A 25969-nucleotide genomic window follows, 5' to 3' on the forward strand; every position below is an offset into this window, starting at 1 on the left:
TCCTCCTCATCCGCCGCGGCCCATGTCCCGGTGGTTCTCCGAGACATGATAGCCCAACTGGCGGATGTACGCCGCCAGGGCCCGCGCCACGGAGACGGACCGATGGTGTCCGCCGGTGCAGCCCACGGCGATGACCAGCTGGGTCTTCCCCTCCTCCGCGTACAGCGGCAGGGAGAAGGACAGCAGGTCCTCCAGCTTTTTCAGGTAGTCGTTGGTCTGGGGAAAGCTGAACACATAGTCATAGACCTCATGGTCCATACCGGTCTTATCCCGCAGATCCTCGATGTAAAAGGGGTTCGGCATGAAGCGGACGTCGAACACCAGGTCGGCGTCCATGGGCAGGCCGTATTTGAAGCCGAAGGAGGTGACGCTGACCGTCATGCCGCCCCGCTCCCCCTGGGTGTCGAACAGCCGCAGCAGCTCGCCCCGGAGTTGCGCCGTGGAGAGGCGGGAGGTGTCGATGACAAAGTCCGCCTGGGCCCGCACCGGGGCCATGACCTCCCGCTCCCGCCGGACGGCTGCCTCCAGGGACACGCTGTCGCTGCACAGGGGATGGCGGCGGCGGGTCTCCTTGTACCGCTTGATGATGGTCTCCTGGTCCGCCGTCAGGAACAGCATCCGGCAGGAGCCGTCCATTCGCCGCAGCTTCTCCAGCACGTCGTACAGCTCCGTGGAGGAGCTGGCGGTGCGGACGTCGTACACCAGAGCCACCCGGTCATAGCGGCTGCCCACGCCGGCGGCGCAAAACTCCGCAAATTTCAGCATCATCACCGCCGGCATGTTGTCCACGATATAAAAGCCCATGTCCTCCAGAAAGGAGGCGGCCTTGCTCTTTCCGGCACCGGACAGGCCGGAAATGATCAGAATTTCCAAAGTAAACTCCCCCATGCGCCCAATGGCGCCAAAATCAGAGAAAAGACCTCCGTTTCGGAGGTCTCACCCTCTCTGCCGCGGCGGACTCAGTCCACCAGCTTTACCTCCGGCTCCAGCCGGACGCCCTTTTCCGCGTACACCCGGTCCTGTACCTGCCAGATCAGCTCCAGCACGTCGGCGGCGGTGGCGCCGCCCCGGTTAATGATGAAGCCCGCGTGCTTCCCGCTGACCTGGGCGCCGCCCACCGTCAGTCCCTTCAGGCCGCACTGGTCGATGAGCGTCCCGGCGTAATAGCCCTCCGGACGCTTGAAGGTGCTGCCGGCGCTGGGGTATTCCAGGGGCTGGCTGGCCTTCCGGCGGGCCATCAGGTCCTCCATCTCCGCCCGGATGGCGGCGCCGTCTCCCGGCGTCAGATCGAACTCCGCGTACAGCACCGCCGCCTCCGGATGGTCGGAGAACAGACTGTGCCGGTAGCCCAGATCCAGCTCCGGGACGGACAGCGTCCGTACACCCTCCTCCGGGAACAGGGCCGTCACAGAGCGCAGCACCTGCTTCAACTCCCCGCCGTAGGCCCCGGCGTTCATGCACACGCCGCCGCCCACCGTGCCGGGAATGCCGTGGGCGAAGGCCAGACCGGCCAAGCCGTTTTTCTGGGCGAAATCCGCCAGCCGCGCCAGCGGCACGCCCGCCGCCGCCCGGATGGTGGTCTTCCCCGTCTTCTCAAGGCTGTTCATCTCCGAGGTGCAGATCACCAGCCGGTCCAGACCGGCGTCGGGCACCAGCAGATTGGTGCCGTTGCCGATGACCAGCGGACGCGCGCCGCATTCCCGTGCCAGACTGACCAGCAGCACCAGCTGCTCCCCACTGGCCGGGAAGGCCATCCGCCGGGCGGGACCACCCACCCGGAACGACGTGTGCCGGCTCATGGGCTCCTCCGCCGTCATCCGCAGATCCGGCAGATCCCGCCCGATCCTCTCATCCAATGCCTTGTACCAATCCATAGGGTCTCCTCCAAAAAAGTCTCAGATCACCCGGTCCAGCATCGCCGCGCCGATGATGCCCGCGTCGTTGCCCAGCTCCGCCCGGACGACCTCCGTATACATATCGCTGTGGTGGCCGTAGCATTTCTCCGCCACCAGCTTTTGCAGCGGCCGGAGCAGCAGCTCCTCCGGCGCGGCGGCCACGCCGCCGCCCAGTGCCAGTATGTCCGGCTGGAGCAGATTGATCACATCCGTGACCCCCGCCGCCAGATAGTCCACATACCGGGCACAGACCTCCAGCGCCGCCGGATCGCCCCGGAGCGCCGCCTGGAAGGGCGTCCGTCCGTCCACGGCGCCGTTCTCCGCCGCCACGGCGTGGAGCAGGCTGTCCGGATGGGCCTCCATGGCCGCCCGGGTCTGACGGATCAGGGCCGTGGCGGAGCCGTACTGCTCCCAGCAGCCCCGGCGGCCGCAGTTGCACAACGCGCCGTCCCGTTCCACCAGAATATGGCCCACCTCTCCGGCGGCGCCCATGCCGGTGTACAGCCGTCCGTTCAGGATCAGCCCGGCGCCGATGCCGGTGCCCAGCGTCACCACGATAAAGTTCCGGGTGCCCCGGCCCGCACCGCAGAAATACTCGCCCACGGCGGCGCAGTCCGCGTCGTTGCCCAGCAGCACCGGCAGATCCAGATGCCGGCGGAACAGCGTCTCCACGCCGATATTTTTCAGCGGGATATTGGCGGTGTACAGGATGTCTCCCCCGGAGACGGCGCCGGGGACGCCCATGCCCACAGACCGGACACTCTCCGCGGGCACGCCCGCCGCCTCCATCGCCCGCCGGGCCAGGGACGCCAGGGTCTCCGCGAAGGTCTCCGGGTCACGGAAGCGCAGCGGCTCCCGGACCGCCGCCAAAATGCGGCCATCGTCGTCCACCAGACCGGCCTTCAGATTCGTGCCGCCGATGTCAATGCCGATATTCATCCATATGTCACCTCTGACAGATCATGTTTCCGGTTTACGCCTTGCCCTCCGCACGGAGGTCCACCTTCCGGGCCAGCTCCTCGGCGGCGTTGTAGCCGTAGCGGCGGTGGCGGTTGTTCATGGCCGCCACCTCCACGATGCTGGCCAGGTTCCGGCCCGGCCGCACGGGGATGGTGACGCAGGGCACCTGAATGTCCAGGATCTCCGTGAAATGGTCCTCGATGCCCAGACGGTCGTAGAACTTGGTGTTGTCCCACTGCTCAAAGTGGACCACCAGGTCCAACTGGGACTCGGTCTTGATAGCCCGCATACCGAACAGCTGGCGCACGTCGATGACGCCGATGCCCCGCAGCTCGATATAGTGGCGGATGACCTCCGGCGCGGTGCCCATCAGCTGGTTGGAGATGCGCCGCAGCTCCACGGCGTCGTCCGCCACCAGACGGTGGCCCCGCATGATCAGCTCGATGGCGGCCTCGCTCTTGCCGATGCCGGAGTCGCCGGTGATCATGACGCCCTCGCCGTAGATGTCCAGCAGGACGCCGTGGCGGGTGACGCAGGGGGCCAGTTCCCGGTTCAGATATTCAATGGTGTGGCTGGTGAAGTCCACCGTGGTCTCCGGTGTGCGGAGCAGCGTCCTCTCGTGCTCCGTGGCGCTCTCCATGCACTCCGGGAAGCACTCCAGATCCCGGGCGATGACCAGCGCCGGGATATCGTAGAGGAACAGATCGTCAAAGCATTTTTTCCGGTCCGCGCTGTCCAGCGCCTTCAGGAACATGAACTCCGCCTTGCCGATGACCTGAAGGCGGCGTGGGTCAAAATAGTCATAAAAGCCCTGGAACTGCAGGCCAGGACGATTCACGTCCGTGATGGAGAGCTGCGCCTCGTCAAAGTCCTCTCCCCGATGCAGGACCTCCAGGGAGAAGGCCTCAATGAATCTGGTGATCTTAATGCCGCTGTGGGTCATACGCCCAGCCCCTTTCTCATTCCCGCGCCCCGTTTCCGGACGGCGCTCTTGAAAGTTATTATATATGAAACCGCCTCTTTTCGCAACACCTTCCCCCCTCTTTTCCCGGCCGTCAGAAGCCCTTGGGATCCCCGAAAAAAATTTTTCGTGGAATTGAAAATTTTGCTTGCATTTTTCGAGTTTTTCTGTTATCATATCACACGTGCCTGTTTGGGCACACGGATTTGAGTACAGCAAGGAGGTGCAACGGATGGCTAAATGCGAGTTTTGCGATAAGGGTGTGACCTTTGGCATCAAAGTCTCCCACTCTCACAGACGTGCCAATCGTCCCTGGAAGCCCAATGTGAAACGTGTCAAGGCTGTTGTCGACGGTACGCCTCGCCATGTATATGTTTGTACCCGGTGCCTGCGTTCCGGCAAGGTTACCCGTGCAATCTGAACCACAAACAAGATCCCGAACCTCCCGGTTCGGGATTTTTGTTGCCCATTTCTCTCCGAGGAGGCCGCCCCATGGAACACTTCTGTCCCTGCCGGAACACCGCCTGCCGCTGCCATCCCTCCAACCACGACCAGGGCTGCTCCCTGTGCATTGAGAAGGAGCTGCGGAAGCGGGAGATCCCCAGCTGCTTTTTTGACTTCGTCATCGACCCCGGCGAGACGGTGGAGGACTGCTCCATGGAGGCCTTCGCCCGCCGGGTGCTGGCCCGGGATGCCGAGCGGCGGAACCAAAAGCCATAACAGAAGAAACGGCCCGGACGGTTTTCCCGTCCGGGTCCTTTTTATAGTTGATTCTCTTGTATGCCGGTATCATTTGCCCGGATAGGTCCAGCCGTTCTCCAGCTCGCCCTTTTTGGAGCGGGTCATCAGGTCCCGGACCACGTTCCGGACCTCCTGTCCCTGATACAGAACCTCGTAGGCGCAGCGGCAGATGGGCATCTCCACGCCCTCACGCTCCGCCAGCTGGTGAACGCTCTCCGCGGCGTAGTAGCCCTCCACCACGGCGCCCACCTGCTTCATGGCCTCCTGGGCGCCCATGCCCTGGCCGATGAGGATGCCCGCCCGGCGGTTCCGGGAGTGCATGGAGGTGCAGGTGACGATCAGGTCACCCATGCCCGCCAGACCGCCGAAGGTCTGCCGGTCACCGCCCAGCTTCTCCCCCAGACGGGCGATCTCCGCCATGGCCCGGGTCATCAGCAGAGCCTTGGTGTTGTCCTGATATCCCATGCCGTCGCAGGCACCGCAGCTGAGGGCCACCACGTTTTTCAGCGCGCCGGCCAACTCCACGCCCACGATGTCCGGGCTGGTGTAGATGCGGAAATAGTCGTTCATGAAGGCGTCCTGCACAAACCGGGCCGCCGCCTCATCCTCGCAGGCGGAGACACAGCCCGTGGGCAGTTTGATGCTCACTTCCTCTGCGTGGGAGGGGCCGGAAAGGGCGACCACTTTACACTTATCCCCGGTGGCCTCCCGGACGATCTGGCTCATACGGAGGTTGGTGTCCCGCTCGATGCCCTTGGACACGGACACCAGCACCGTCTCCGGACGGAGGAAAGGCGCGGCCTTCCCCATGGTGTCCCGCACCGCGAAGGAGGGGCTGGCGGAGACCACCAGATCCGCGTCCGATACCACGGAGATGTCAGATGTGATCTTCAGTTTCTCCGGCAGACGGACGCCCTTCAGCAGGGGATTCTCCCGTTGCTCCGCCAGGAGCGCCGCCTTTTCGGGGCTGTGGGACCACAGGGTGACATCGTGGCCGTTATCGCACAGGACCATGGCCAGGGCCGTGCCCCATCCGCCGCTGCCTAATACTGCTGCTTTCATTTACCGTCCTCCGTTTTTTCCTTGCGATGCAGGGTGAATTTGCTCTCATTGCCGTGGAGCAGCCGTTTGATATTGCCCCGGTGCTTCCACACCACCAGCCCGCCCAGTATCAGGGCAATCGTGAAAATCACCGGGTCCCGGTACACATACAGGGAGATGAACGGGAACGAGGCTCCCGCCCACACAGACCCCAGTGATACGTACCGGGTCAGGACGGCCAGGATCAGGAAGCCGCCCCAGACCACCAGCGCCACACGCCAGTCGATCATAATGGCGATGGTGCCGCCGGAGAGGATGCCCTTGCCACCCCGGAAATGGAACATGCAGGGGAACATGTGGCCCAGCAGGCAGAACAGCGCCGTCCAGTATTTGCCGAACAGGACGCTGTCCGCCATATGTCCGAAAATACTCACGGCAGGAAACAGGCCAAAGGCCCACATGCCCAGCAGGACGGCCAGGATCGCCTTCAGCACGTCGCACAGAATGACCACGGCGGTCAGCGGGCCGCCGAAGACGCGATGGAAATTGGTCAGGCCAGCGTTGCCGCTGCCGTGGTTCCGGACATCGTCCCGCAGGATATACTTGGAGACGATGACCGCGCCGTTGAAGCACCCCAGGAAGTAGGACGCGGCAGCGGTCCCTCCGAATAGCAAGAAGATCAGCAGCCACCAATTTTCCATGGTCTCAGTCCTCCTTGTCGCCCTTCTGCCGGACGGAGAGGATGATGGGCGTCCCCGTCAGGTCGAATGTGTTGCGGATGCAGTTCTCCAGATACCGCCGGTAGGAGAAGTGGAACAGCTTCGCGTCGTTGCAGAATACCACGAAGTGGGGCGGGCGGATGCCCACCTGGGTCATATAGTAGATCTTCAGGCGGCGGCCCTTGTCCGTGGGGGGCTGGACCCGGGTCTGGGCGTCCGCCAGGACGTTGTTCAGCATGCCGGTGGTGATGCGCATGGACGCCTGATTGCTGACGGCCACGATGAGGTCGAACAGCTTGTCCACCCGCTGGCCAGTCTTGGCGGAGATGAACAGGATGGGGGCGTAGGTCATGAAGGCCAGACCCTTCCGGACGTCCTCCGTCATGCGGTCCATGGTCTTGCCGTCCTTCTCCACCAAGTCCCACTTGTTCACCACGATGATGCAGGCCTTTCCGGCCTCATGGGCCATGCCCGCCACCTTGGTGTCCTGCTCCGTGACGCCCTCGGTGGCGTCGATGAGGATCAGGCACACGTCCGCCCGGTCGATGGCCATGGTGGCCCGGAGGACGCTGTACTTCTCGATGTCCTCCTCCACCTTGGACTTCCGCCGCATACCGGCGGTGTCGATGAACACGAAGGTACCCCTGTCGTTGGTGAACCGGGAGTCGATGGCGTCCCGGGTGGTGCCGGCCACGTCGGAGACGATGACCCGCTCCTCCCCCAGGATCTGGTTCACCAGGGAGGACTTGCCCACGTTGGGCTTGCCGATGAGGGCCACCTTGATGGCGTCGTCCTCTTCCTCCTCCTGGTCCTCCGGCGGGAAGTACTGCACGCAGGCGTCCAGCAGGTCGCCGGTGCCGTGGCCGTGGACGGCGGAGACGGCGATGGGATCGCCCAGGCCCAGGTTGTAGAACTCGTAGAAATCCGGGTCCGGCAGGCCGGTGGAGTCCATCTTGTTCACCGCCAGAACGATGGGCTTGCCGCTGCGCAGCAGCATATTGGCCACCTCATGGTCCGCGGCGGTGACACCGGTCTTGATGTCTGTCAGAAACACGATGACTGTGGCGTTCTCCACGGCGATCTGCGCCTGCTGGCGCATAAAGCTCAGGATCTGATCGTCGGTCCGGGGCTCGATGCCGCCGGTGTCCACCAGGGTGAAGGTCCGGCCGTTCCAGTCCGTCTCCCCGTAGATGCGGTCCCGGGTGACGCCGGGGGTATCCTGCACGATGGAAAGCCGTTTTCCGATCAGTTTGTTGAACAGCAGGGACTTTCCCACATTGGGGCGTCCCACAATGGCAACGATTGGTTTCATTTTCTCACTTCACTTCTGTCTGTATTGTTTTCGTTCTCTCCGCCCCTTGCAGCCGGGGCCGCGAAGCAGGAAAATCCGAATGTGTCGGGAGCATGGACGCTCCGCGTCTCTCTCCATTCCGTATTATACCCGCTCACGGGCGGGATAGCAAGGCAAAAAGCAAGGAGGGAAGTGATCTTCCCTCCTTTTGACGCGTTTCTGTGTAAAATTTTACTTCGCGACCACAGACTTGACGGTCTTGACCTCACGGCCCTTGTAGCTGCCGCACTCGGGGCACATTCTGTGGGGCAGATGCAGCGCGCCGCACTTGGGGCAGGCAACGAGACCAGGAGCTGCCAGCTTCCAAACGGAGCTACGCCGCTTATCACGTCTTGCTTTGGATACTTTTCCCTTGGGGACTGCCATGTTTGACACCTCCTTGATCTTCAAAAGCAGCAGACGCCGCTCTTAATTTATGGCTCTTCACTGTTCTCCAGAAGCTTCGCCAGCGCCGCCAGACGGGGGTCCATCTCCTTTTTGCAGGAGCAGGGACCCAGATTCAGGTCGGCGCCGCACTTGGGGCACAGCCCCTTGCAGTCTTCCGAGCACAGGGTCTTGGTATCCATTCCGAGGATGAACGCCGTCCGGGCCAGATCCTCCACGTCCACGAACTCTCCGTTTTCCAGCAGGACGATCTCGTCGTCGTCTTCGTTCTGCTTCTCCTCTGCCAGCAGGCAGCCGTAGGAGACCTCCTGTTCGCGGCGGAACGCCTTGGCACAGCGGTCGCACACACAGTCCAGCGTCGACCAAGCCCGGAGCGACAGCTCCAGCATCCCGGCAGTGTTCCGCACCTCGCCCTCCACCTGCACCGGCTCCTGAATGGGCCGGCTGCCGCCGAAGTCCACATCGGAGAGATCCATGGCAAATTGGAAGGGAAGACGCTTTCCCGGGGTATTCAGAATGGAACGAATGCTGAACTGCATAGTACACCTCGCAATGACACGGCTATTATTATACTGGACTGGTCGCCGCTTGTCAAACATTATTTTTATTTTTTCTTGCAAATCTTTAAAAAGTTGTTAGAATACCCTTATACTACCCATCGTGGACAAGGGTATCTGTTGGAGGGCCATCATGCGGGAGATCACCATTCAGAAAAATGACGCCGGACAGCGGCTGGACCGGTTCGTGGCAAAGGCGCTGCCGCTGCTCCCCCCTGCCCTAATGCAGAAATACATCCGTCTCAAGCGCATCAAGGTCAACGGGAAGGGCTCCCAGCGGGACGTGCGGCTGGCGGAGGGCGACATCCTCCAGCTGTATATCAATGACGAGTTCTTCGACCAGCCCACGGAGGAAAACCGCTTCCTCTCCATCTTCAAGCCCCAGCTGGACATCGTCTACGAGGACGACAACCTGCTGCTGGTGAACAAGCGCCCCGGCCTGGTGGTCCACGCCGACGAGACGGAGAAGGTCAACACCCTGGTGAATCACATCCAGGCGTATCTCTATCAGAAGAAGGAGTGGAGTCCCAAGTGGGAGAACTCCTTCGCCCCGGCCCTGTGCAACCGCATCGACCGGAACACCGGCGGCATCGTCATCGCCGCCAAGAACGCGGAGGCCCTGCGGATCATCAACGATAAGATCCGGGACCATGAGCTGCGGAAGTCCTATCTCTGCGTCACCATAGGCCGTCCCAAGCCCGCCGAGGGCAAGGTGGAGGGCTTTCTGCTGAAGGATGAGAAGAAGAAAGAGGTGTCCTTCTACCGCAAGCCCGTCCCCGGCGGCAAAAAGGCCATCACTTTCTATAAGACCCTGGAGACCCGGGGCCAGCTGTCCCTGGTGGAGTGCGAGCTTCTGACGGGGCGCACCCATCAGATCCGGGTGTCCATGGCGGAGCTGGGCCATCCTCTTCTGGGCGACGGGAAGTATGGAAACGGCCAGATCAACCGAAAATACGGGGAGACCCGCCAGGCTCTGTACTCCTACCGTCTGGCCTTCGATTTCACCACGGACGCGGGTGCCCTGGAATACCTGCGGGGCAAGGTGTTCATCGTATCGGACATTCCCTTTCAAAAGAAGTATTTTTCGTAAGGGATATCCCTTGACTTTTCGGGACATTTCTTTTATAGTTCTATATTGCCGAATTTCGACGAGAAAGGTTCCCCCTCAACAGAGAAAAGAGGCTGGATTTCACAAAAAATTTATTTGAAATGGGGGAGGATACATGGCAAAGGAGTTGATTCGCCTGTGGAACCTCTGCATGGCGTTCGACGACGAACAGGTTTTGAACAACCTGAATCTCTACATTAACGACAAAGAGTTCCTCACACTTCTTGGACCCAGCGGGTGCGGTAAAACCACCACGCTGCGTATTATTGGCGGCTTCACGACACCTACGTCGGGAGACGTCCTGTTCGACGGTGTGAGGATTAATGCTGTCCCGCCCTATCAGCGGCAGATCAACACCGTCTTCCAGAAATACGCGCTGTTCCCGCACCTCAACGTGTTCGAGAACATCGCCTTCGGACTGCGGATGAAGAAGATCCCCGACCCCGCCGATCCCTCCGGCAAGCGGATGGTGAAGCTGGACGAGAAGGAGATCGAGCGCCGCGTCAGCGAGATGCTGGAGATCATCAGCCTCAAGGGCTTCGAGCACCGCAAGCCCGACGCTCTCTCCGGCGGCCAGCAGCAGCGGGTGGCCATCGCCCGGGCCCTGGTGAACCGGCCCAAGGTGCTGCTGCTGGACGAACCCCTGGGCGCCCTGGACCTGAAGCTCCGGAAGGACATGCAGATAGAGCTGAAGAAAATTCAGCAGCAGGTGGGCATCACGTTCATCTACGTCACCCACGATCAGGAGGAGGCCCTCACCATGTCCGACACCATCGTGGTGATGGACAAGGGCTCCATCCAGCAGATCGGCACGCCGGAGGACATCTACAACGAACCGAAAAACGCCTTCGTGGCGGACTTCATCGGCGAGTCCAACATCATCGACGGCATTATGGTGGAGGACAATCTGGTGCAGATGTACGGCCGCAGGTTCCCCTGTGTGGACGGCGGCTTCGCCCCCAACGAGCCGGTGGACGTGGTCATTCGTCCCGAGGACATTGACATCGTCCCCGTGGACCAGGGCCAGCTGACGGGCACCGTCACCAACGTCACCTTCAAGGGGATGCAGTACGACATCATCGTGGATTTCCGGGGCTTCAAGTGGCTGATCCAGACCACGGACCACTCCCCGGTGGGCGCCCGCATCGGCGTGAAGATCGATCCCGACGGCTTCCACATTATGAAAAAGAGCGCCTATTCCGGGAAGTTCGGCGACTACAGCTCCTACAGCGACGAGTACGACGAGCTCTCCGACGCGGCGGAGGAATCCGCGGACGCGGATGCGGAGGACGGCGGCCATGAAGAATAAGGCTCTGGCCATCCCCTATGTGATCTGGATGGCAATCTTTGTGGTGGCGCCTCTGATCCTGGTGGTCTTTTACGCCTTTACCGCCAAGAGCGGCGGCTTTACCCTGGAGAATTTCTCCCGGATGGCCGGCTATCTGCCGGTGTTCACCCGGTCCTTCCTTCTGGCGCTGATCGCCACCGCTATCTGCCTTCTGGTGGGATATCCCATCGCCTATCTGATGACCCGGGAGGGGCCCGGCTTCCGCCGCATCGCCGTGACGCTGATCATGCTGCCCATGTGGATGAACTTCCTGCTGCGGACCTACTCCTGGATGTCCATTCTGGAGAACACCGGCCTGCTGAACACCCTGTTCCAGAAGATCGGCCTCATCGACCTGTGGAACGCCATCGCCATCCACTTCGCCGCCGATCCCGCCGCCTACAAGCCCATCTCCTACTTCCCCATGATCAACACTCAGGGCGCCATTGTGCTGGGCATGGTGTACAACTTCCTGCCCTTCATGATCCTGCCCATCTTCACGGTCATCGAGAAGATCGACTTCCGCATCATCGAGGCGGCCCAGGACCTGGGCGCCAACTCCCGGCAGGTGTTCCAGAAGGTCATCTTCCCCCTGTCCCTGCCCGGCGTCCTTTCCGGCATCACCATGGTCTTCGTCCCCGCCGTGTCCACCTTCGCCATCTCCCGCCTGCTGGGCGGCGGCAAGGTCACGCTGCTGGGCGACCTCATTGAGACCCAATTCTCCGGCAGTGCCTACAACCCATACCTTGGCTCCGCCATCTCCCTGGTGATGATGGTCATTGTCCTGGTGTGCATGGCGGTGATGAACCGCTTCGGTGAGGGCGAGGAAGGATCGGTGGCACTGTGAAAAAGAACGGTATCGGAAGCAGGCTTCTCATCGCCCTGACCTTCCTGTTTCTCTACGCACCCATCTTCGTGCTGATCGTCTTCTCCTTCAACGCCACCAAGAGCCGCAGCATCTGGGCGGGCTTCTCCCTCCGCTGGTACGCGGAGTTGTTCGCCGACCGGGCCATCATGGAGGCCCTGCAGACCACCCTGATGGTGTCCTCTCTGGCCGCCGTCATCTCCTGCGTGGCCGGCACCGCTGCCGCCATCGGCATCTTCGCCCTGAAGCGCCGGACCCGCAGCGTTGTGCTGACCGTCAACAACATCCCCCTGACCAACGCGGACATCATCACAGGCGTCTCCCTGTCGCTCCTGTTCATGCTGGCCATCGATGTCTTCAACAAGACGCTGGGACTGGACCTGTCCAAGGGCTTCGGCACCATGCTCATCGCCCACATCACCTTCGACATCCCCTACGTCATTCTGTCGGTGCTGCCGAAGCTGCGGCAGCTGAACCCCAACATCTACGAGGCCGCCCAGGACCTGGGTGCCACGGGACTGGTGGCCTTCCGGAAGGTCATCCTGCCGGACCTGATGCCCGGCATCGTCAACGGATTGCTGATGGCCTTCACCATGTCCATCGATGACTTCGTCATCTCCTACTTTACCGCCGGCGCCAAGGTCTCCACTCTGGCGATGGAGATTTACTCCATGGCCCGCCGGAAAATCAGCCCGGAGATCAACGCCATCTCCACGCTGCTGTTCGTCTCCGTCCTGCTGCTGCTGTTCATCATCAACCTCCGGGAAGCCCAGCAGGAGCGGAAGGCCAAACGCCAGCAGGCCGCCCTGAGCGCCAAATAATTCCCATCCCCTGAAAGGAGATCACATTATGAAAAAAGTACTGTCTGCCCTGCTGGCGGTCCTGATGGCCGTCCCCCTGCTGGCCGCCTGCGGCGAGTCCTCCTCCAGCAAGTACCCCAACGGCGAGATCAACGTGCTGAACTGGGGCGAGTATATCGCCGACGGCACCGACGGCACCGAGGACATCCTCACTCAGTTCGAGGAGGAGTTCGGTATCAAGATCAACTACAAGGTCTGCCCCGACAACGAGACTCTGTACACCTATCTGAAGCAGGGCGATTCCTACGACGTCATCATCCCCTCCGACTATATGCTCTCCCGCCTCATTGAGGAGGATATGCTGGAGAAGCTGAACTTCGACAACATCCCCAACTTCTCCGATGTCAGCGCCACCTTCGTCGATCCCCCCTACGACCCCACCAACGAGTACTCTGTCCCCTATATGTGGGGCACCGTGGGCATCATCTACAACACCACCATGGTCCAGGAGGACGTCACCAGCTGGTCCATCCTCTTTGACGAGGACTACGCCGACCAGATCCTGATGATCAACAACCCCCGTGACGCCATTGGCGTGGCCCTGAAATACCTGGGCTACTCCTACAACACCACCGACAAGGCCCAGATCACCGAGGCCGTGGACCTGCTGGTGGAGCAGAAGCCCCTGGTGCAGACCTACGTCATGGATGAGATCTTCGACAAGCTGGAGAGCGGCGAGGCCGCCATCGGCGTCTACTATGCCGGCGACTATCTGACCATGCTGGAGAACAACGAGGATCTGGCCTTCTGCGTCCCCGAGGAGGGCTCCAACTACTTCGTGGACGCCATGTGCATCCCCAAGGGCGCCGCCAACAAGGAGAACGCCGAGAAGTTCATCAACTTCATGTGCTCCACCGAGGTGGGCCTGGCCAACTGCGACGCCATCGGCTACTCCACGCCCCTGAACAGCGTTCTGGAGGCCCTGGACGCCGAGGTCCGGGAGGATCCCGTGGCCTACCCCTCCGACGACGTGCTGTCCAGATGTGAGCAGTTCCTGAACCTGCCCCAGGACATTCTGGAATTCTACGACTCTGAGTGGCTGCGTCTGAAGGTCTGACGCGCCGGAAAGGAAGTTTGATTTTATGGTCATCATTGGAACGAGATGTCAGCTGGAACAGGTGGTCACCGAGGATCTGACCGCCGCCGCCATCGGCTCCGGCGCCCTGCCGGTGTTCGGTACCCCCTTCATGGCCGCCATGATGGAGAACGCCGCCATGACCTGCCTCCAGCAGTTCCTGGAGGACGGACAGGGCAGCGTCGGTACCCATCTGGACATTACCCACACCGCTCCCACCCCCATCGGCATGAAGGTCACCGTCGAGGCCGAGATCAAGGACGTGTCCGAGAACGGCAAAATGGTGGTGTTCAACGTCCGGGCCTGGGACGAAAAAGGCCCCATCAGTTCCGGCATCCACACCCGCGCTATCATCAATAACGAGAAGTTCCTGTCCAAGTGCAACGCCAAGCTGGAGGGCTGAGTTTCCATCCGGCAGACGGAGCGGGACCCCATTGGGGTCCCGCTCTTTTTTCGTCTCAGTGTTCAGGAACTGTCTTTTATTTGAAGACAGCTTTTCGGTTGACTTCTCTTTCAGGATGGTTTAAGATGATTTTATTGGCTAATTTGACAACACAACAAATTCAGAGAGGAGACAATGCTATGAAACGTATCCTGACCATTTTGGTCTCCGCCATGCTGATGACCGCGGCGCTGTGCATCACCGCGTCCGCTTCCAGCTTTGACAGTACGGCGGAGGAGTTGTCCACCATCGGCATGTTCCGCGGCACCGGCAATGGTTTCGAGTTGGATCGCGCCCCCACCCGCTCCGAGGCCGCCATCATGCTGGTGCGGCTCTACGGCGCGGAGGAGACCGCTCAGGCCAGCTATGCCGCCGGTAAGCTGACCAGCCCCTTCACCGACGTCAGTGAGACCGTGGCCCCCTACGCCGCCTGGCTGTACACCAACGGCATCACCAAGGGCACCACGGAGACCACCTTCGGCGGCCGCGGACAGTGCAACCTCAACATGTACACCGTGTTCCTGCTGCGGGCCCTGGGCTATGAAGACGGCGTGGACTTCACCTACGACACCGCCCCTGACTTTGCCATGACCCGGGGCATCCTCAGCTCCTCCATTCTGGACGACACCTTCCTGCGGGATGACCTGGCCGCCATCACCTACCAGGCACTGGGCACCGACCTGAAGGACGGCAGCACCTATCTGCTGAACAGCCTGATCCAGTCCGGCGCCGTCAGCGCCGAGGACGCCAAGCCCATCACCGACAAGATTGAGACCTACCGCGCCCTGGCGGCCGTCAGCGCCGGCACCACCAGCATGGACGCCAGCCTGAACGCCAAGGTCACCATGGACATGACCATCAACGCCACCGACGAGTCCGGCCAGACCCTCACCGAGACGGAGACCACCGAGGAGACGGTCACCGGCAGCGTCAAAATGATTCTGGACAACGATATCCAAATGGCTGCGGAGATGGCGGTGACTGCCGACGGTGAGACCGTTCGGACGGGCACATGGCTGAAGGACGGCTGGATGTACACCCAGACCGGTGACATGGCCTACAAGATGCAGATCGGCGACATGGGCGAGATCATGGAAATCTATCAGGAGATTCTGTCTGTCAGCAATCAGGCGGCTTCCATCATGCTGCCCTATATCGACACCATCTCCTCCGCCAAGTCCGGCAGCAATACCGTCTACACCCTGAGTGTGGACGGCAGCGCCCTGAACAGCATGATGAACGATGTCATGGGACTGCTGGGCGCCGGTGATCTCGGCATGGGCATGGATATGCAGCTGACGGACTGCACCTATACCTACACCGTCGCCAGCAACGGCCAGTTGAAGACCTGCACCGCTGCTCTGGGTATGACCATGGGCATGGATCTCAGCGATGAGACCGGTACCGCCAGCATCGACATCGCCATGAAGATGGATATGGACATGAAAGTCAACGCCACCGGCAAGGACGTGAAGATCTCCTATCCCAGCTTCTCTAAGTTCGTGGACATGGGCTCCCTCATCACGATTCCCGAGCAGCCCGCTCTCTGGGGCAGCCGCTGACCGCATGCATAGCCCACGCAGAGGCAAGTTCAATCAATCAAAAAACCAGCGCCCACAGGGCGCTGGCTTTTTGCAAAGAATGGATTGAAGCATCACAGCTCCCCCCAACCGCCAATCCGGGAAAGGGGGCCAGGGGGAAACGTGGGGCTTCCCCGGGTTCTTTCGCCCAGGGCTAAATAATCCGCCGGAATCATTTTTCCGGCGGCGTGTACGTCGGAAAAATACCTTGACTCCAGCCGCCCTGGGCGGCGGCACCAGTGACCGACGTCACTGGTGAGGGGGAATCTAAAGGGGGGACGCAAGTCCCCCCTTTAAGCGCGTCAGCGCAATCAGCCCGGCGGCCAGGTCATATCCCGGCCGGAGAGTACATGGAAGTGCAGATGGGGCACGCTCTGGCCCGCCTGCTCCCCAATGTTGGACACCACGCGGTAGCTCTCGATCCCCTTCTCCCGGGTGATCTTGGCGATGACCTCAAAAATGTGGGCCACCACCGCGCTGTTGGTCTCGTCGATCCCGGAGACGGACTGGATGTGGGTCTTGGGAATCACCAGGAAGTGTGACGGAGCCTGGGGGGCAATGTCGTAGAAGGCATAGCACAGCCCGTCCTCATACACCTTGTTGCTGGGGATCTCCCCCGCGGCGATCTTGCAGAATAAGCAGTCAGACATGGTTCAAACCTCCCTTTTATGAAAATATGGCGCTGTTTCAGATGAATTGGTTCTGTGCCGGATCGTAGTGGTAGTCCAGAGCGGCCAGGGCACCGGAGATGTCGCCGGCATCGGCGTCCAGCGCGGCACACAAGTCCTCCAGACTGCTGAATTCATCCCGCAGCTTCGTGTTGACAAAACTCAGTAAAATCACAGGGTCCTTGGGCAGCATGGGTCCTCTCCCCTTCTGCTCAGCCCAGCTTCTCGGAGACGAAGTCGTCCACGGAGGCCAGGGCGTTGTCCAGCTTCAGCAGATCGCTGCCGCCGCCCATGGCGCTGTCGGGCTTGCCGCCGCCCTTGCCGCCGCAGATGCCGGACACATACTTCACCAGATCGCCGGCCTTGATGCCCTTCTTGACGGCATCTTTGCCGCAGACGGCCAGGAACGTGATCTTCTCACCATTGACGGAGGCCAGGACGCCCACCACATTGGGCTCTTTGTCCCGCAGGAAGTCGCCCATCTGGCGCAGAGCGGCGGCATCCATGTTGTTGCGGATGGAGGTCAGGACCTTCTGACCCTTCACGTCCTTGGCGGACATCAGGAACTGCCGGGCCTCGCCCAGAGACGCCTCGGCCTTGAACTTATCCAGCTCATGGCGCAGCTCCTTGATCTCCGTCACCTGCTGCTGGATGCGGTTCTCCAGATCGCCCGGAGTGGTCTTCAGCATCTGCGCCATGTGGCCCAGCACCAGGTGGTTCTGCCGGATGGTCTCCAGCGTGGCCTTGCCCACGGTGGCCTCGATACGGCGGACACCGGAGGCCACGGAGCTCTCGGACTTGATGCGGAAGGGACCGGCCTTGGCGGTGTTGTCCAGATGGGTGCCGCCGCAGAACTCCATGGAGAAGTCGCCCATCTCCACCACGCGGACAGTGTCGCCGTACTTCTCGCCGAACAGGGCCACGGCGCCCCTCTGCTTGGCCGCCTCGATGGGCAGGACCTCCGTCACCACGGGATAGCCCGTCAGGATGGCGGTATTCACCAGCTCGTCGATCTGAGACAGCTGCTCGGGGGTGATGGCCTCGAAGTGGGTGAAGTCGAACCGCAGACGGTCGGGCTCCACCAGAGAGCCGGCCTGATGGACATGGTCGCCCAGCACCTTCTTCAGGGCAGCGTCCAGCAGATGGGTGGCGCTGTGGGCACGCATGATGGCCTGACGGCGCTCCGTGTCGATGGCGGCATGGACGGTGCCGCCCACCTGGAACTGACCGGCGGTCACCTTGCCGTAGTGCATGAACTTGCCGCCCTTATTCTTCTGGACGTTGGTCACTTCAAACCGGGCGCCGTTCTCCCCGGTGATGACGCCCTGGTCGGCCACCTGGCCGCCCATCTCGGCGTAGAAGGGCGTCTGATCCAGCACCAGGATGGCGTCGGCGCCGGAGACCACCTCGTCCCGCAGCTCGTCCTCCGCCACGATGGCCAGGACCTTGCCGTCGGCCTCCGTGTGGTCATAGCCGATGAACTCCGTGGCGGGCATGTCGGAACCGAACTCGATGCCGGCCCAGCCCAGATCGCCCAGGGCCTCCCGGGCCTTCCGGGCGCGGATCCGCTGCTCCTCCATCTCCCTGTCGAAACCGGCGCGGTCCAGCGTCATGTCCTCGTCCTCCACCATCTCGGCGGTGAGGTCGATGGGGAAGCCATAGGTGTCGTACAGCTTGAAGGCGTCGGCGCCGGAGAACTCCGTCTCGCCCTTGGCCTTGTGGGCCGCCAGCAGGTCGGCGAAGATCTTCATGCCGCCGTCGATGGTCTTGGCGAAGTTCTCCTCCTCCGTGCGGACCACCTTGGTGATATAGCCCTGCTTCTCCCGCAGGTCGGGATAGGCGAACTCGTTCTCATGGATCACGGTCTCCACCACTTCATACAGGAAGGGACGGTCCACGCCCAGCAGCTTGCCGTGGCGAGCGGCCCGGCGCAGCAGACGGCGCAGCACGTAGCCCCGGCCCTCGTTGGAAGGCAGGATGCCGTCGCAGATCATCATGACGGAGGAGCGGATGTGGTCGGTGATGACCCGCAGGCTCACGTCGGTCTTGTGGCTCTCGCCGTAGTGGGCGTTGGTGATCTCGGAGACCTTGTTGGTGATGTTCATGACGGTGTCCACGTCGAACAGGGAGTTGACGTTCTGGACCACGCAGGCCAGACGCTCCAGGCCCATGCCGGTATCGATGTTCTTGTGGGTCATCTCCGTGTAGTTGCCCTCGCCATCGTTGACGAACTGGGAGAACACGTTGTTCCAGACCTCGATATACCGGTCGCACTCGCAGCCCACGGTGCAGCCGGGCTTGCCGCAGCCATGCTCAGGGCCGCGGTCATAGTAGACCTCGGAGCAGGGGCCGCAGGGACCGGCGCCGTGCTCCCAGAAGTTGTCCTCCTTGCCGAAGCGGAAGATCTTATCGGCGGGGATGCCGATGGTCTTGTTCCAGATCTCGAAGGCCTCATCGTCGTCCAGGTAGATGGAGGGATAGAGACGGTCCTTCTCCAGGCCCACCACTTCCGTCAGGAACTCCCAGCAGAAGGGGATGGCCTCCTTCTTGAAGTAGTCGCCGAAGGAGAAGTTGCCCAGCATCTCGAAGTAGGTGCCATGGCGGTCGGTGTGGCCGATGTTCTCAATGTCGCCGGTTCGGATGCACTTCTGGCAGGTGGTGACGCGGTTCCGGGGGGGCTCCTCCTCCCGGGTGAACCAAGTCTTCATGGGGGCCATGCCGGAGTTGATCAGCAGCAGGCTCTTGTCGCTGGCCGGGGGAATCAGGGAGAAGCTGGGCAGCCGCAGGTGGCCCTTGCTCTCAAAGTAGCTGAGGAACATCTCACGAAGTTCGTTCAGCCCGTAATAGGGATGTGCCATAGTCGTTTTTCCTCCTGAAATTGAATTACCTTTTTACTCGTTCACGGGTCCCGGTGCACTCTGGTGCCTGCACAAGTCTCCCGCAATCAAAAAAGTCTCCGCCCCTGTCGGTTAGGGGCGAAGACTTGCTTCACGGTACCACCCTAATTATCCCCTTTTGCAGGGGCATCTTAGCCATCCGGTAACGGGGATGAACCGTTCCGCTCATCGCAGACTGCTCCAGAGCGGCTGCTTCGCGGCGTTGCAAGGGGCTCTCACCGTCTCCCCTCTCGCTGAGGTCCGTTTCGCAAAGCTGACTCTGTCATGGCGTTTTTCTGATGAACCAGAAATATTATAACCTTTTTGTCCGTTTTGTCAAGAAGGGTGCCGCTCTTTTTTGACGTGTTTCTTCCCCTTCACCATGACGCACTCTCCCGTGCGGGCACACTCCCCGCAGCCGCAGCAGGAGACCGCTCCGCTCTTATGGTTGTTTACCCGATACCAGAGACAGCCCGCGCCGCCCAATACCAGTCCCAGTATGATCCAAGTCGTCCATGTCATTCCGGATCTCCCCCTGTGTTTTTTTCGATCTTACCACGGAAAGGGCCTTTCAGTCAGTGGCATCCGCAACAAAACGGCTTTTCAATCAATATCAGACTCCAAAATGCATGGGCCGCGCGGCGCAACACAGCGGAATGCAGGGAGCGGACAGGCCGTTACGGAGACGCCGAACGCGGCGGACAGACTGGAATAGCCCCGGCGCTCAGGGCATGAAAAGACCTCCGGTGTCTGCCGGAGGTCTTTCGCTCGTTATCCCTCTTCCGCGATCTTGCGGCCCATGAGCGTGCCCATGACGGAGGCCATCATCAGGCCCCGGGTCCATCCGGAGCTGTCGCCCAGGCAGTGGAGGCCCTGGAGGCTGGTGTTGAAGTCCGTGTCCATCTTCACCCGGTTGGAGTAGAACTTCAGCTCCGGGGAATACAGCAGCGTCTCATAGGAGGCGAAGCCGGGCACCACATAGTCCATGGCCTTGATGAAGTTGATGATGTTGATCATAGCCCGGTAGGGCATGGCGGCGGTGATGTCGCCCGCCACGGCGTCCGGCAGGGTGGGCCGGATGTTGGACTGGGCCAGCTCCTTCTGCCACGTCCGCTTGCCGTCCAGAATGTCGCCGAACCGCTGGACCAGGATCTGGCCGTTGGCCAGCATGTTGGTCAGCTCGCCCACCTTCTGGGCGTAGGCGATGGGCTGGTTGAAGGGGACGCTGAAGTTGTGGGAGCACAGGATGGCCAGGTTGGTGTTGTCGCTCTTCAGCTCCTTGTAGGAGTGGCCGTTCACCACCGCCAGGTTGTTGTCGTAGTTCTCCTGGCTGACGAAGCCGCCGGGATTCTGGCAGAAGGTGCGGACCTTGTTCTTGAAGGGCGCCGGATAGCCCACCAGCTTGGACTCGTACAGCACCCGGTTCACCATCTCCATGATCTCGTTGCGGACCTCCACCCGGACGCCGATGTCCACGGTGCCGGGGGCATGGGCGATGTTGTGCTCCGCGCAGAGCTTCTCCAGCCAGTCGGCGCCGCGGCGGCCGGTGGCCACCACGGTGTGCTTGGCGTAGATCTCCAGATCCGTCTTGCCGTTGGAGATGGACACGCCCCTGCACACGTCATGCTCCAAAATCAGGTTGCTGCACTCATAGCCGAAGTACATCTCCACGCCGTGCTCCTGAAGATACCGCTCGATGCCCAGGTAGATGGTCTGGGCCTTTTCGGTGCCCATGTGACGGATGGGGCAGTCCACCAGCTTCAGGCCCGCCTGGATGGCACGGCGGCGGATCTCCTTCCGCTCCTCCTCATGCTCCAGGCCTTCGATATGCTCATCCGCGCCGAACTCCAGATAGATCTGGTCGGCGTAGTGGATGGTCTCCTGGGCCAGGTCCGCGCCGATGAGGTTGGGCAGATCGCCGCCCACCTCATAGCTGAGGGACAGCTTGCCGTCGGAGAACGCACCGGCGCCGGAGAAGCCGGTGGTGATGTGGCAGTAGGGCTTGCAGTTCATGCACTTCTTGGTCTTGTCCTTGGGGCAATGACGCTTTTCCACGCTCTGCCCCTTCTCCACCATGATGATCTTCTGCCTGCTGCCCTTCCGGATCATCTCCAGGGCGGTAAAGATACCGGCGGGGCCGGCGCCAACGATGACAACGTCCGCGTTCATAGTCTACTCTCCTTTAGTCGGTATATCTCTTCGTGGATCACTCACTGTTCGCTCACTTCTTTGGGGGACAAGTCCACCGCCCGCCGGACGATGGAATACGCCGGGACCGGACGGGGCAGCTTCATGGTGAATACCATCTGAGGCGTCCGTGGCTCCAGCAGCGTCAGACCGTCGGTGTCCCGCATCTCCGGCACGGTCATGGTAAAGGGCTTGGTGTCCGGCCCCACCACCTCCACCGTGTCCCCGGCGCGGAACTTGTTCCGCAGGGACAGGGTGGCCGTCCCGTCCGGGGCGCAGTTGGTGACAAGTGCTGCCACTTGCCAGTCTCTGATGTACCGGGAATCCTGATAATACTGGCCCGGCTGGCCGTAGAAGAAGCCTGTGGAGTAGTGGCGGTGGCTGACATGCTCCACCTCGTCCCGCCACACCGGATCCAGCGGCTCTCCCGCCGCGACGGCGTCCAGACAGTGGCGGTACGCCCCGGTGACGATGGCCGCGTAGTAGGCGGATTTGGCCCGGCCCTCGATCTTCAGGCTGGCCACGCCGGCGTCCATCAAATCGTCCAGATGGTCGATCATGCACATGTCCCGGGAGTTCATGATGTACGTCCCCATCTCGTCCTCAAACACGGGGAAATACTCGCCGGGCCGCTTCTCCTCCATCAGGGCGTACTGATAGCGGCAGGGCTGGGCGCAGGCGCCCCGGCTGGAATCCCGCCCGGTCATATAGTTGCTCAGCAGGCACCGGCCGGAGTAGCTGACGCACATGGCGCCGTGGACGAAGCACTCGATCTCCAGCTCTTTGGGCGTTTTCGCCCGGATCTCCCGGATCTCCTCCAGGGACAGCTCCCGGGCCAGGATCACCCGGCTGGCGCCCTGGTCGTACCAGGCCCGGGCACACTCGTAATTACAGATGCTGGCCTGGGTGGAGATGTGCCGCTGACAGTTGGGGGCGTACTTCCCCGCCAGCGTGAACACCCCCAGGTCGGCGCAGATGACGGCGTCCACCCCGGCGTCATTGAGACGTTCCAGATGCTCCGGCAGACGGGCCGCTTCGTTGTTCCGGGGCATGGTGTTGACGGTACAGTGGACCCTGACGCCGTGGTCATGGGCGAACCGCACCGCCTGAGGCAGCTCCTCCGCCGTGAAATTGCCGGCGAAGGAGCGCATCCCAAAGGTGGTGCCCGCCAGATAGACGGCGTCGGCTCCGTAGAGAACGGCCATTTTCAGCCGCTCCATATCTCCCGCAGGAGCCAGCAGCTCCGGTTTCATACGCTTATCCTCCATAGCTGCCGCTGTTCAGGAAGTTGTTGTGCTCCTGGAGGGTGGTGGAGAAGTGATGTCTTCCATCCGTGCCCAGGGCATAGTAGTAATAGTCCGTGGTGGCCGGGTTCAGCGCCGCGTCGATGGCCGCGATGCCGGGATTGGCGATGGGCGTGGGGGGCAGTCCGGCATACTTGTAGAGGTTGTACTTGGAGTCCATCTTCTTGTCCTCGTTGGTGATGCTGCCCTCGTGGTCCGGCAGGGCGTACAGCAGGGCCGCGTCGATGTTCAGCATGCCGTAGGTGCCGTGGCTGCCGGTATCCGCCAGACGGTTGTAGATCACCGAGGCGATGTTGGCCTGATCGGTGCCGTCGGTCTCCTTCTCAATGAGGGAGGCGATGGTGATGATCTGCTTCAGGCTGTATTTGGAGGCCTCCACCTTCTCCATCCGCTCCCCGTCCATCTTGCCGCTGAAGTTGTACAGCAGGCGGTTCAGCGCGGAGCCGGGCTTTTCGCCCACGTAGAAATCGTAGGTGTCCGGGAACAGATAGCCCTCCAGGCGGGACAACTCATGGGAATTGTTGTCAATGAAGTCGTAGGAGAAATCATACTCCTTGGCGGCCTCCGTCAACGCCTCCTCGGTGTTGACGCCCTTACTGGCCAGCAGCGCGATGGTCTGCTCCACCGTGTAGCCCTCCGGAATGGTGACCCGGACCGTCTCCGCCGTCAGGTTGCCGGAGGAGTTGTGCATGGCCGTGATCAGGGCCACGTAATCCATGTCGCTGTTGAGGGTGTAGGTGCCGATGCCGATCTTCTCCTCCGCCTTGTCCACCCTGCCGAACAGCTTGAAGAACCACTTGTAGTTCACCAGCCCCGCGTCGTGGAGCTTGTCCGCGATGGAACCCAGATCGTCGTCAGACGTCACTTCTACGGCGGTCTCCACCGGAGTCTTATTGAACGCGCAGAAGTCGTTGATCAGCAGCCAGCCCACACCGGCCAGCACGGCGGATACCACCAGCACAAACAGGATATAGAGAAACGGGTTCACCCGGCGTCTCCGCCGACGGCGGCGGTGCTCCGGCTGGGGCGCGGGACTTCCCGTCCCCTCCCGGACCCTCCGGGAATCCCAGCTTGCGGTATCCTGATTTCGATAATTGGACATACTCAACCTCCAATGGGCATCTTCAAATGACCCAAGCGATTTTTGATCAAACTGCGGCCGCAGGCGCATGGCCGCTCAGCCATTCCTGCGGAGAGAACTTTTTCATGGCCAAGTTCCCCCTGGAACGCAGGCGCATAGAATGGTTCAGAAACACAAGTGAGGTGACATTTATGTGCATGAACTCCGGAAATAACTGCTCCTGCCTGTGGCTGATCATCATCATCGTCCTGCTGTTCTGCTGCTGCGGCAACGGCAATTGGGGCGGCAACAACTGCGGCAACGACTGCAACAACAACTGCTGCTGAGTTCCACATAGTCCGCGGGAACGGGGCGCTTCGGCGCCCTGTTCCGCCGTCCAGGACCGGGACAGGCTCACAGCAGCGTCCGGACCTGTTCCCAGACCTCGTCCTGAATATCCTCGATGGTCCGGGGCGCGCCGTCCCGGCCGCAGCGGATCACCGTCCAGCCGCAGAGCCGGGCCACCTCGTTGGCGTTCTCCCGGCAGCGGCGGAGATACGCCTTGTCCTGCTCATGGATGTCGGCCTGGGTACCGGAGGCAGCCTCCCGCTTCCGCATCATCTTCTCCGTCAGCTCCGTGGGCATATCCAAATACACCACCATATCCGGGGCCGGCAGGCCCAGAAGGCGGTACTCCAGATCGAACAGCCAGTCCAGATACGCCTTCCGCTCCCCCTCAGGGAGCTTGGACGCCTGATGGACGGCGTTGGACGTGGTGTATCGGTCGGCTACGATCAGTCCGCCGTCCTCGTAAAACGTCCCCCAATCCTGCTTCCAGGAGGCGTAGCGATCCATGGCGTAGAACAGCGACGCGGCATAGGCGTTGACGTCGCCGGGATGCTTCCCCAGGTTTCCGTGGAGATACTCCTCCACCATGGCGGCGGAGGGCTTGCCGTACCGGGGGAAGGTGATCTTCCGAAAGGGATGGCCTTCCTCTTTCAGACGGCGGCACAGCAGCTCCGACTGGGTGGCCTTGCCGGAGCCGTCCGTCCCCTCGAACACGATGAGTTTTCCGCTCATTTCCGTCTCCCTTTCTCCCGGCGCACGTGGACCAGGAACAGGGGCAGCTTCATCATCCTGCCGATGCGCCGGGGCTCTTTGCACAGCCGGTAGAACCACTCCAGCCCGTGGTCGGACCAGAATTTCGGAGCCCGCTCTACCACACCGGCGAACACGTCCAAACTGCCGCCCAGGCCGCACAGGAGCTTCGCGCCGGTGGCATCGCCGTTCTTCTCCATCCACAGCTCCTGCTTCGGCGCGCCCAGGCAGACGAACACTGCGTCGGCACCGCTGCGGCGGATGTCCTCCGCCACCGGGCCATCGTCCTTAAAATAGCCGTCGTGGGTGCCGGCAATCTGCAGACCGGGATACTGCTTGCGCAGATTCTCCGCCGCCTGCTCCGCCACGCCGGGCTTGGCCCCCAGCAGATACAGGGACAAGCCCTCCTCCGCCATTCTGCCCATGAGATGGGCGGCAAATTCAATGCCCGGCGTCTTCTCTTTCAGCGGCGTGCCCAGCATGGCCGCGCCCTTGATGACGCCGATGCCGTCCGGCAGCACCAGATCCGCGCCGTTGACGGCCCGCATGGCCGCCGGGTCCTCCCGGCAGACCTCCACGATCTCCGGATTGGGGGTCACCACATAGTGGGTCCCCTCCGCATGGAGCAGGCGGACGCCCTCGTCCACCGCTTCTTCCATTGTCAGATTATCGAATCCAACGCCCAAAACGTCGATCCGCATGAAATCACCTCGCATGATACGCATACAGTATGTATTATATCATAGTCATTCAGGCTTGTCCAATCCAAAATGAAGCGGGGACAAATGTCCCCGCTTCATCAGGCTGTCGAAAAAGTCCGATGGACTTTTTCGACAGCCTTCACAATGCCTCGCTTTTCTGCCCGCGCAGCGGGCCGAAAAGCTGCCGCTGCGCGGCGCAAACGCCTGCT

At 61.5% G+C, this 25969-nt stretch carries 29 protein-coding genes; 11 read left to right on the plus strand and 18 right to left on the minus strand.

Going from position 1 to position 25969, the window contains the following annotated elements; all coding sequences use genetic code 11:
* Window positions 1-6: 6 nt before the first annotated feature.
* The 4 genes from rapZ to hprK form a co-directional block, all read right to left on the minus strand.
* Window positions 7-873 (minus strand): RNase adapter RapZ, encoded by an 867-nt coding sequence (gene rapZ, locus ACTNBU_RS00695; RefSeq protein WP_441029726.1) that lies wholly within the window; start codon window positions 871-873, stop codon window positions 7-9.
* Between the two features lie 86 nt (window positions 874-959).
* Entirely contained in the window at window positions 960-1874 is a 915-nt protein-coding gene (gene murB, locus ACTNBU_RS00700) for a UDP-N-acetylmuramate dehydrogenase (RefSeq protein ID WP_441029728.1), read from the minus strand.
* A 21-nt stretch (window positions 1875-1895) separates the two neighbouring features.
* Window positions 1896-2834 carry an ROK family protein gene (locus ACTNBU_RS00705; protein ID WP_441029730.1) on the minus strand — a complete coding sequence of 313 codons (939 nt, stop codon included), beginning with the start codon at window positions 2832-2834 and terminating at the stop codon, window positions 1896-1898.
* Window positions 2835-2868: 34 nt separating this feature from the next.
* Complete coding sequence (gene hprK, locus ACTNBU_RS00710) at window positions 2869-3798, minus strand: HPr(Ser) kinase/phosphatase (protein ID WP_441029732.1); 930 nt, start codon at window positions 3796-3798, stop codon at window positions 2869-2871.
* Window positions 3799-4048: 250 nt separating this feature from the next.
* Between hprK and rpmB the strand changes: the two genes are divergently transcribed.
* Window positions 4049-4237 carry a 50S ribosomal protein L28 gene (gene rpmB / locus ACTNBU_RS00715; protein ID WP_441029734.1) on the plus strand — a complete coding sequence of 63 codons (189 nt, stop codon included), beginning with the start codon at window positions 4049-4051 and terminating at the stop codon, window positions 4235-4237.
* A gap of 71 nt (window positions 4238-4308) precedes the next feature.
* A complete protein-coding gene (locus tag ACTNBU_RS00720) occupies window positions 4309-4536 on the plus strand; it encodes a DUF6485 family protein (protein ID WP_441029736.1) in 228 nt (75 codons plus the stop codon).
* 69 nt (window positions 4537-4605) lie between these two features.
* Here ACTNBU_RS00720 and ACTNBU_RS00725 read toward each other — a convergent pair whose 3' ends face one another.
* The 5 genes from ACTNBU_RS00725 to ACTNBU_RS00745 form a co-directional block, all read right to left on the minus strand.
* A complete protein-coding gene (locus tag ACTNBU_RS00725) occupies window positions 4606-5619 on the minus strand; it encodes an NAD(P)H-dependent glycerol-3-phosphate dehydrogenase (protein ID WP_441029738.1) in 1014 nt (337 codons plus the stop codon).
* Window positions 5616-6299 (minus strand): glycerol-3-phosphate acyltransferase, encoded by a 684-nt coding sequence (locus tag ACTNBU_RS00730; protein WP_441029740.1) that lies wholly within the window; start codon window positions 6297-6299, stop codon window positions 5616-5618. Before ACTNBU_RS00730 ends, ACTNBU_RS00725 begins: the two co-directional genes overlap by 4 nt.
* 4 nt (window positions 6300-6303) lie before the next feature.
* Window positions 6304-7629, minus strand: coding sequence for a ribosome biogenesis GTPase Der (gene der / locus ACTNBU_RS00735; protein WP_441029742.1), 1326 nt, complete (start codon window positions 7627-7629; stop codon window positions 6304-6306).
* 210 nt (window positions 7630-7839) lie between these two features.
* Window positions 7840-8034: a 50S ribosomal protein L32 gene (rpmF, locus tag ACTNBU_RS00740; protein WP_441029744.1), complete on the minus strand. Its 195-nt coding sequence runs from the start codon at window positions 8032-8034 to the stop codon at window positions 7840-7842.
* 47 nt (window positions 8035-8081) lie between these two features.
* The gene (locus ACTNBU_RS00745; RefSeq protein ID WP_441029745.1) at window positions 8082-8591 is read right to left on the minus strand and encodes a YceD family protein; all 510 of its coding nucleotides are present in this window, start codon (window positions 8589-8591) and stop codon (window positions 8082-8084) included.
* Between the two features lie 151 nt (window positions 8592-8742).
* Between ACTNBU_RS00745 and ACTNBU_RS00750 the strand changes: the two genes are divergently transcribed.
* The 7 genes from ACTNBU_RS00750 to ACTNBU_RS00780 all read left to right on the plus strand — a co-directional run bounded on the left by ACTNBU_RS00750 (window position 8743) and on the right by ACTNBU_RS00780 (window position 15848).
* Window positions 8743-9699, plus strand: coding sequence for an RluA family pseudouridine synthase (locus ACTNBU_RS00750; RefSeq protein WP_441029747.1), 957 nt, complete (start codon window positions 8743-8745; stop codon window positions 9697-9699).
* Window positions 9700-9832: 133 nt separating this feature from the next.
* Window positions 9833-11026, plus strand: coding sequence for an ABC transporter ATP-binding protein (locus ACTNBU_RS00755; protein WP_441029749.1), 1194 nt, complete (start codon window positions 9833-9835; stop codon window positions 11024-11026).
* Window positions 11016-11891 carry an ABC transporter permease gene (locus tag ACTNBU_RS00760; RefSeq protein ID WP_441029751.1) on the plus strand — a complete coding sequence of 292 codons (876 nt, stop codon included), beginning with the start codon at window positions 11016-11018 and terminating at the stop codon, window positions 11889-11891. Before ACTNBU_RS00755 ends, ACTNBU_RS00760 begins: the two co-directional genes overlap by 11 nt.
* Window positions 11888-12730, plus strand: a complete 843-nt coding sequence (locus tag ACTNBU_RS00765; protein WP_441029753.1) for an ABC transporter permease — start codon at window positions 11888-11890, stop codon at window positions 12728-12730. Before ACTNBU_RS00760 ends, ACTNBU_RS00765 begins: the two co-directional genes overlap by 4 nt.
* A 28-nt stretch (window positions 12731-12758) precedes the next feature.
* Complete coding sequence (locus ACTNBU_RS00770) at window positions 12759-13826, plus strand: ABC transporter substrate-binding protein (protein ID WP_441029754.1); 1068 nt, start codon at window positions 12759-12761, stop codon at window positions 13824-13826.
* 25 nt (window positions 13827-13851) lie between these two features.
* The gene (locus ACTNBU_RS00775) at window positions 13852-14247 is read left to right on the plus strand and encodes a thioesterase family protein (RefSeq protein ID WP_441029756.1); all 396 of its coding nucleotides are present in this window, start codon (window positions 13852-13854) and stop codon (window positions 14245-14247) included.
* 179 nt (window positions 14248-14426) lie between these two features.
* On the plus strand, window positions 14427-15848 hold the full coding sequence (locus ACTNBU_RS00780; RefSeq protein ID WP_441029758.1) for a DUF6612 family protein: 1422 nt from the start codon (window positions 14427-14429) through the stop codon (window positions 15846-15848).
* Between the two features lie 329 nt (window positions 15849-16177).
* Here the strand turns inward: ACTNBU_RS00780 and ACTNBU_RS00785 are convergent, their stop codons facing one another.
* The 7 genes from ACTNBU_RS00785 to mltG all read right to left on the minus strand — a co-directional run bounded on the left by ACTNBU_RS00785 (window position 16178) and on the right by mltG (window position 24003).
* Window positions 16178-16516, minus strand: a complete 339-nt coding sequence (locus tag ACTNBU_RS00785; RefSeq protein WP_441029760.1) for a histidine triad nucleotide-binding protein — start codon at window positions 16514-16516, stop codon at window positions 16178-16180.
* 37 nt (window positions 16517-16553) lie between these two features.
* Window positions 16554-16727: a DUF4250 domain-containing protein gene (locus ACTNBU_RS00790; protein ID WP_441029762.1), complete on the minus strand. Its 174-nt coding sequence runs from the start codon at window positions 16725-16727 to the stop codon at window positions 16554-16556.
* Between the two features lie 19 nt (window positions 16728-16746).
* The gene (gene alaS / locus ACTNBU_RS00795) at window positions 16747-19392 is read right to left on the minus strand and encodes an alanine--tRNA ligase (RefSeq protein ID WP_441029764.1); all 2646 of its coding nucleotides are present in this window, start codon (window positions 19390-19392) and stop codon (window positions 16747-16749) included.
* Between the two features lie 354 nt (window positions 19393-19746).
* On the minus strand, window positions 19747-19932 hold the full coding sequence (locus tag ACTNBU_RS00800) for a hypothetical protein (protein ID WP_441029766.1): 186 nt from the start codon (window positions 19930-19932) through the stop codon (window positions 19747-19749).
* A gap of 249 nt (window positions 19933-20181) precedes the next feature.
* A complete protein-coding gene (locus ACTNBU_RS00805) occupies window positions 20182-21579 on the minus strand; it encodes an NAD(P)/FAD-dependent oxidoreductase (protein ID WP_441029767.1) in 1398 nt (465 codons plus the stop codon).
* A gap of 41 nt (window positions 21580-21620) precedes the next feature.
* Window positions 21621-22850 (minus strand): peptidase U32 family protein, encoded by a 1230-nt coding sequence (locus ACTNBU_RS00810; RefSeq protein ID WP_441029769.1) that lies wholly within the window; start codon window positions 22848-22850, stop codon window positions 21621-21623.
* A gap of 4 nt (window positions 22851-22854) precedes the next feature.
* A complete protein-coding gene (gene mltG / locus ACTNBU_RS00815) occupies window positions 22855-24003 on the minus strand; it encodes an endolytic transglycosylase MltG (protein ID WP_441029771.1) in 1149 nt (382 codons plus the stop codon).
* Window positions 24004-24179: 176 nt separating this feature from the next.
* On the opposite strand from mltG, the gene ACTNBU_RS00820 reads away from it, so the two are divergent.
* Window positions 24180-24308 (plus strand): hypothetical protein, encoded by a 129-nt coding sequence (locus tag ACTNBU_RS00820; RefSeq protein WP_441029773.1) that lies wholly within the window; start codon window positions 24180-24182, stop codon window positions 24306-24308.
* A 67-nt stretch (window positions 24309-24375) separates the two neighbouring features.
* Here the strand turns inward: ACTNBU_RS00820 and ACTNBU_RS00825 are convergent, their stop codons facing one another.
* Window positions 24376-25041 carry a dTMP kinase gene (locus ACTNBU_RS00825; protein ID WP_441029775.1) on the minus strand — a complete coding sequence of 222 codons (666 nt, stop codon included), beginning with the start codon at window positions 25039-25041 and terminating at the stop codon, window positions 24376-24378.
* Window positions 25038-25775, minus strand: a complete 738-nt coding sequence (locus ACTNBU_RS00830; RefSeq protein WP_441029789.1) for a WecB/TagA/CpsF family glycosyltransferase — start codon at window positions 25773-25775, stop codon at window positions 25038-25040. The genes ACTNBU_RS00825 and ACTNBU_RS00830 overlap by 4 nt, the downstream gene beginning before the upstream one ends.
* A 14-nt stretch (window positions 25776-25789) precedes the next feature.
* On the opposite strand from ACTNBU_RS00830, the gene ACTNBU_RS00835 reads away from it, so the two are divergent.
* On the plus strand, window positions 25790-25969 hold a 180-nt coding region (locus ACTNBU_RS00835), incomplete at its 3' end, for a hypothetical protein (protein ID WP_441029777.1).

The organism is Dysosmobacter sp. HCP28S3_G4 (genome assembly GCF_052065175.1).
GTDB lineage: Bacteria > Bacillota > Clostridia > Oscillospirales > Oscillospiraceae > Oscillibacter.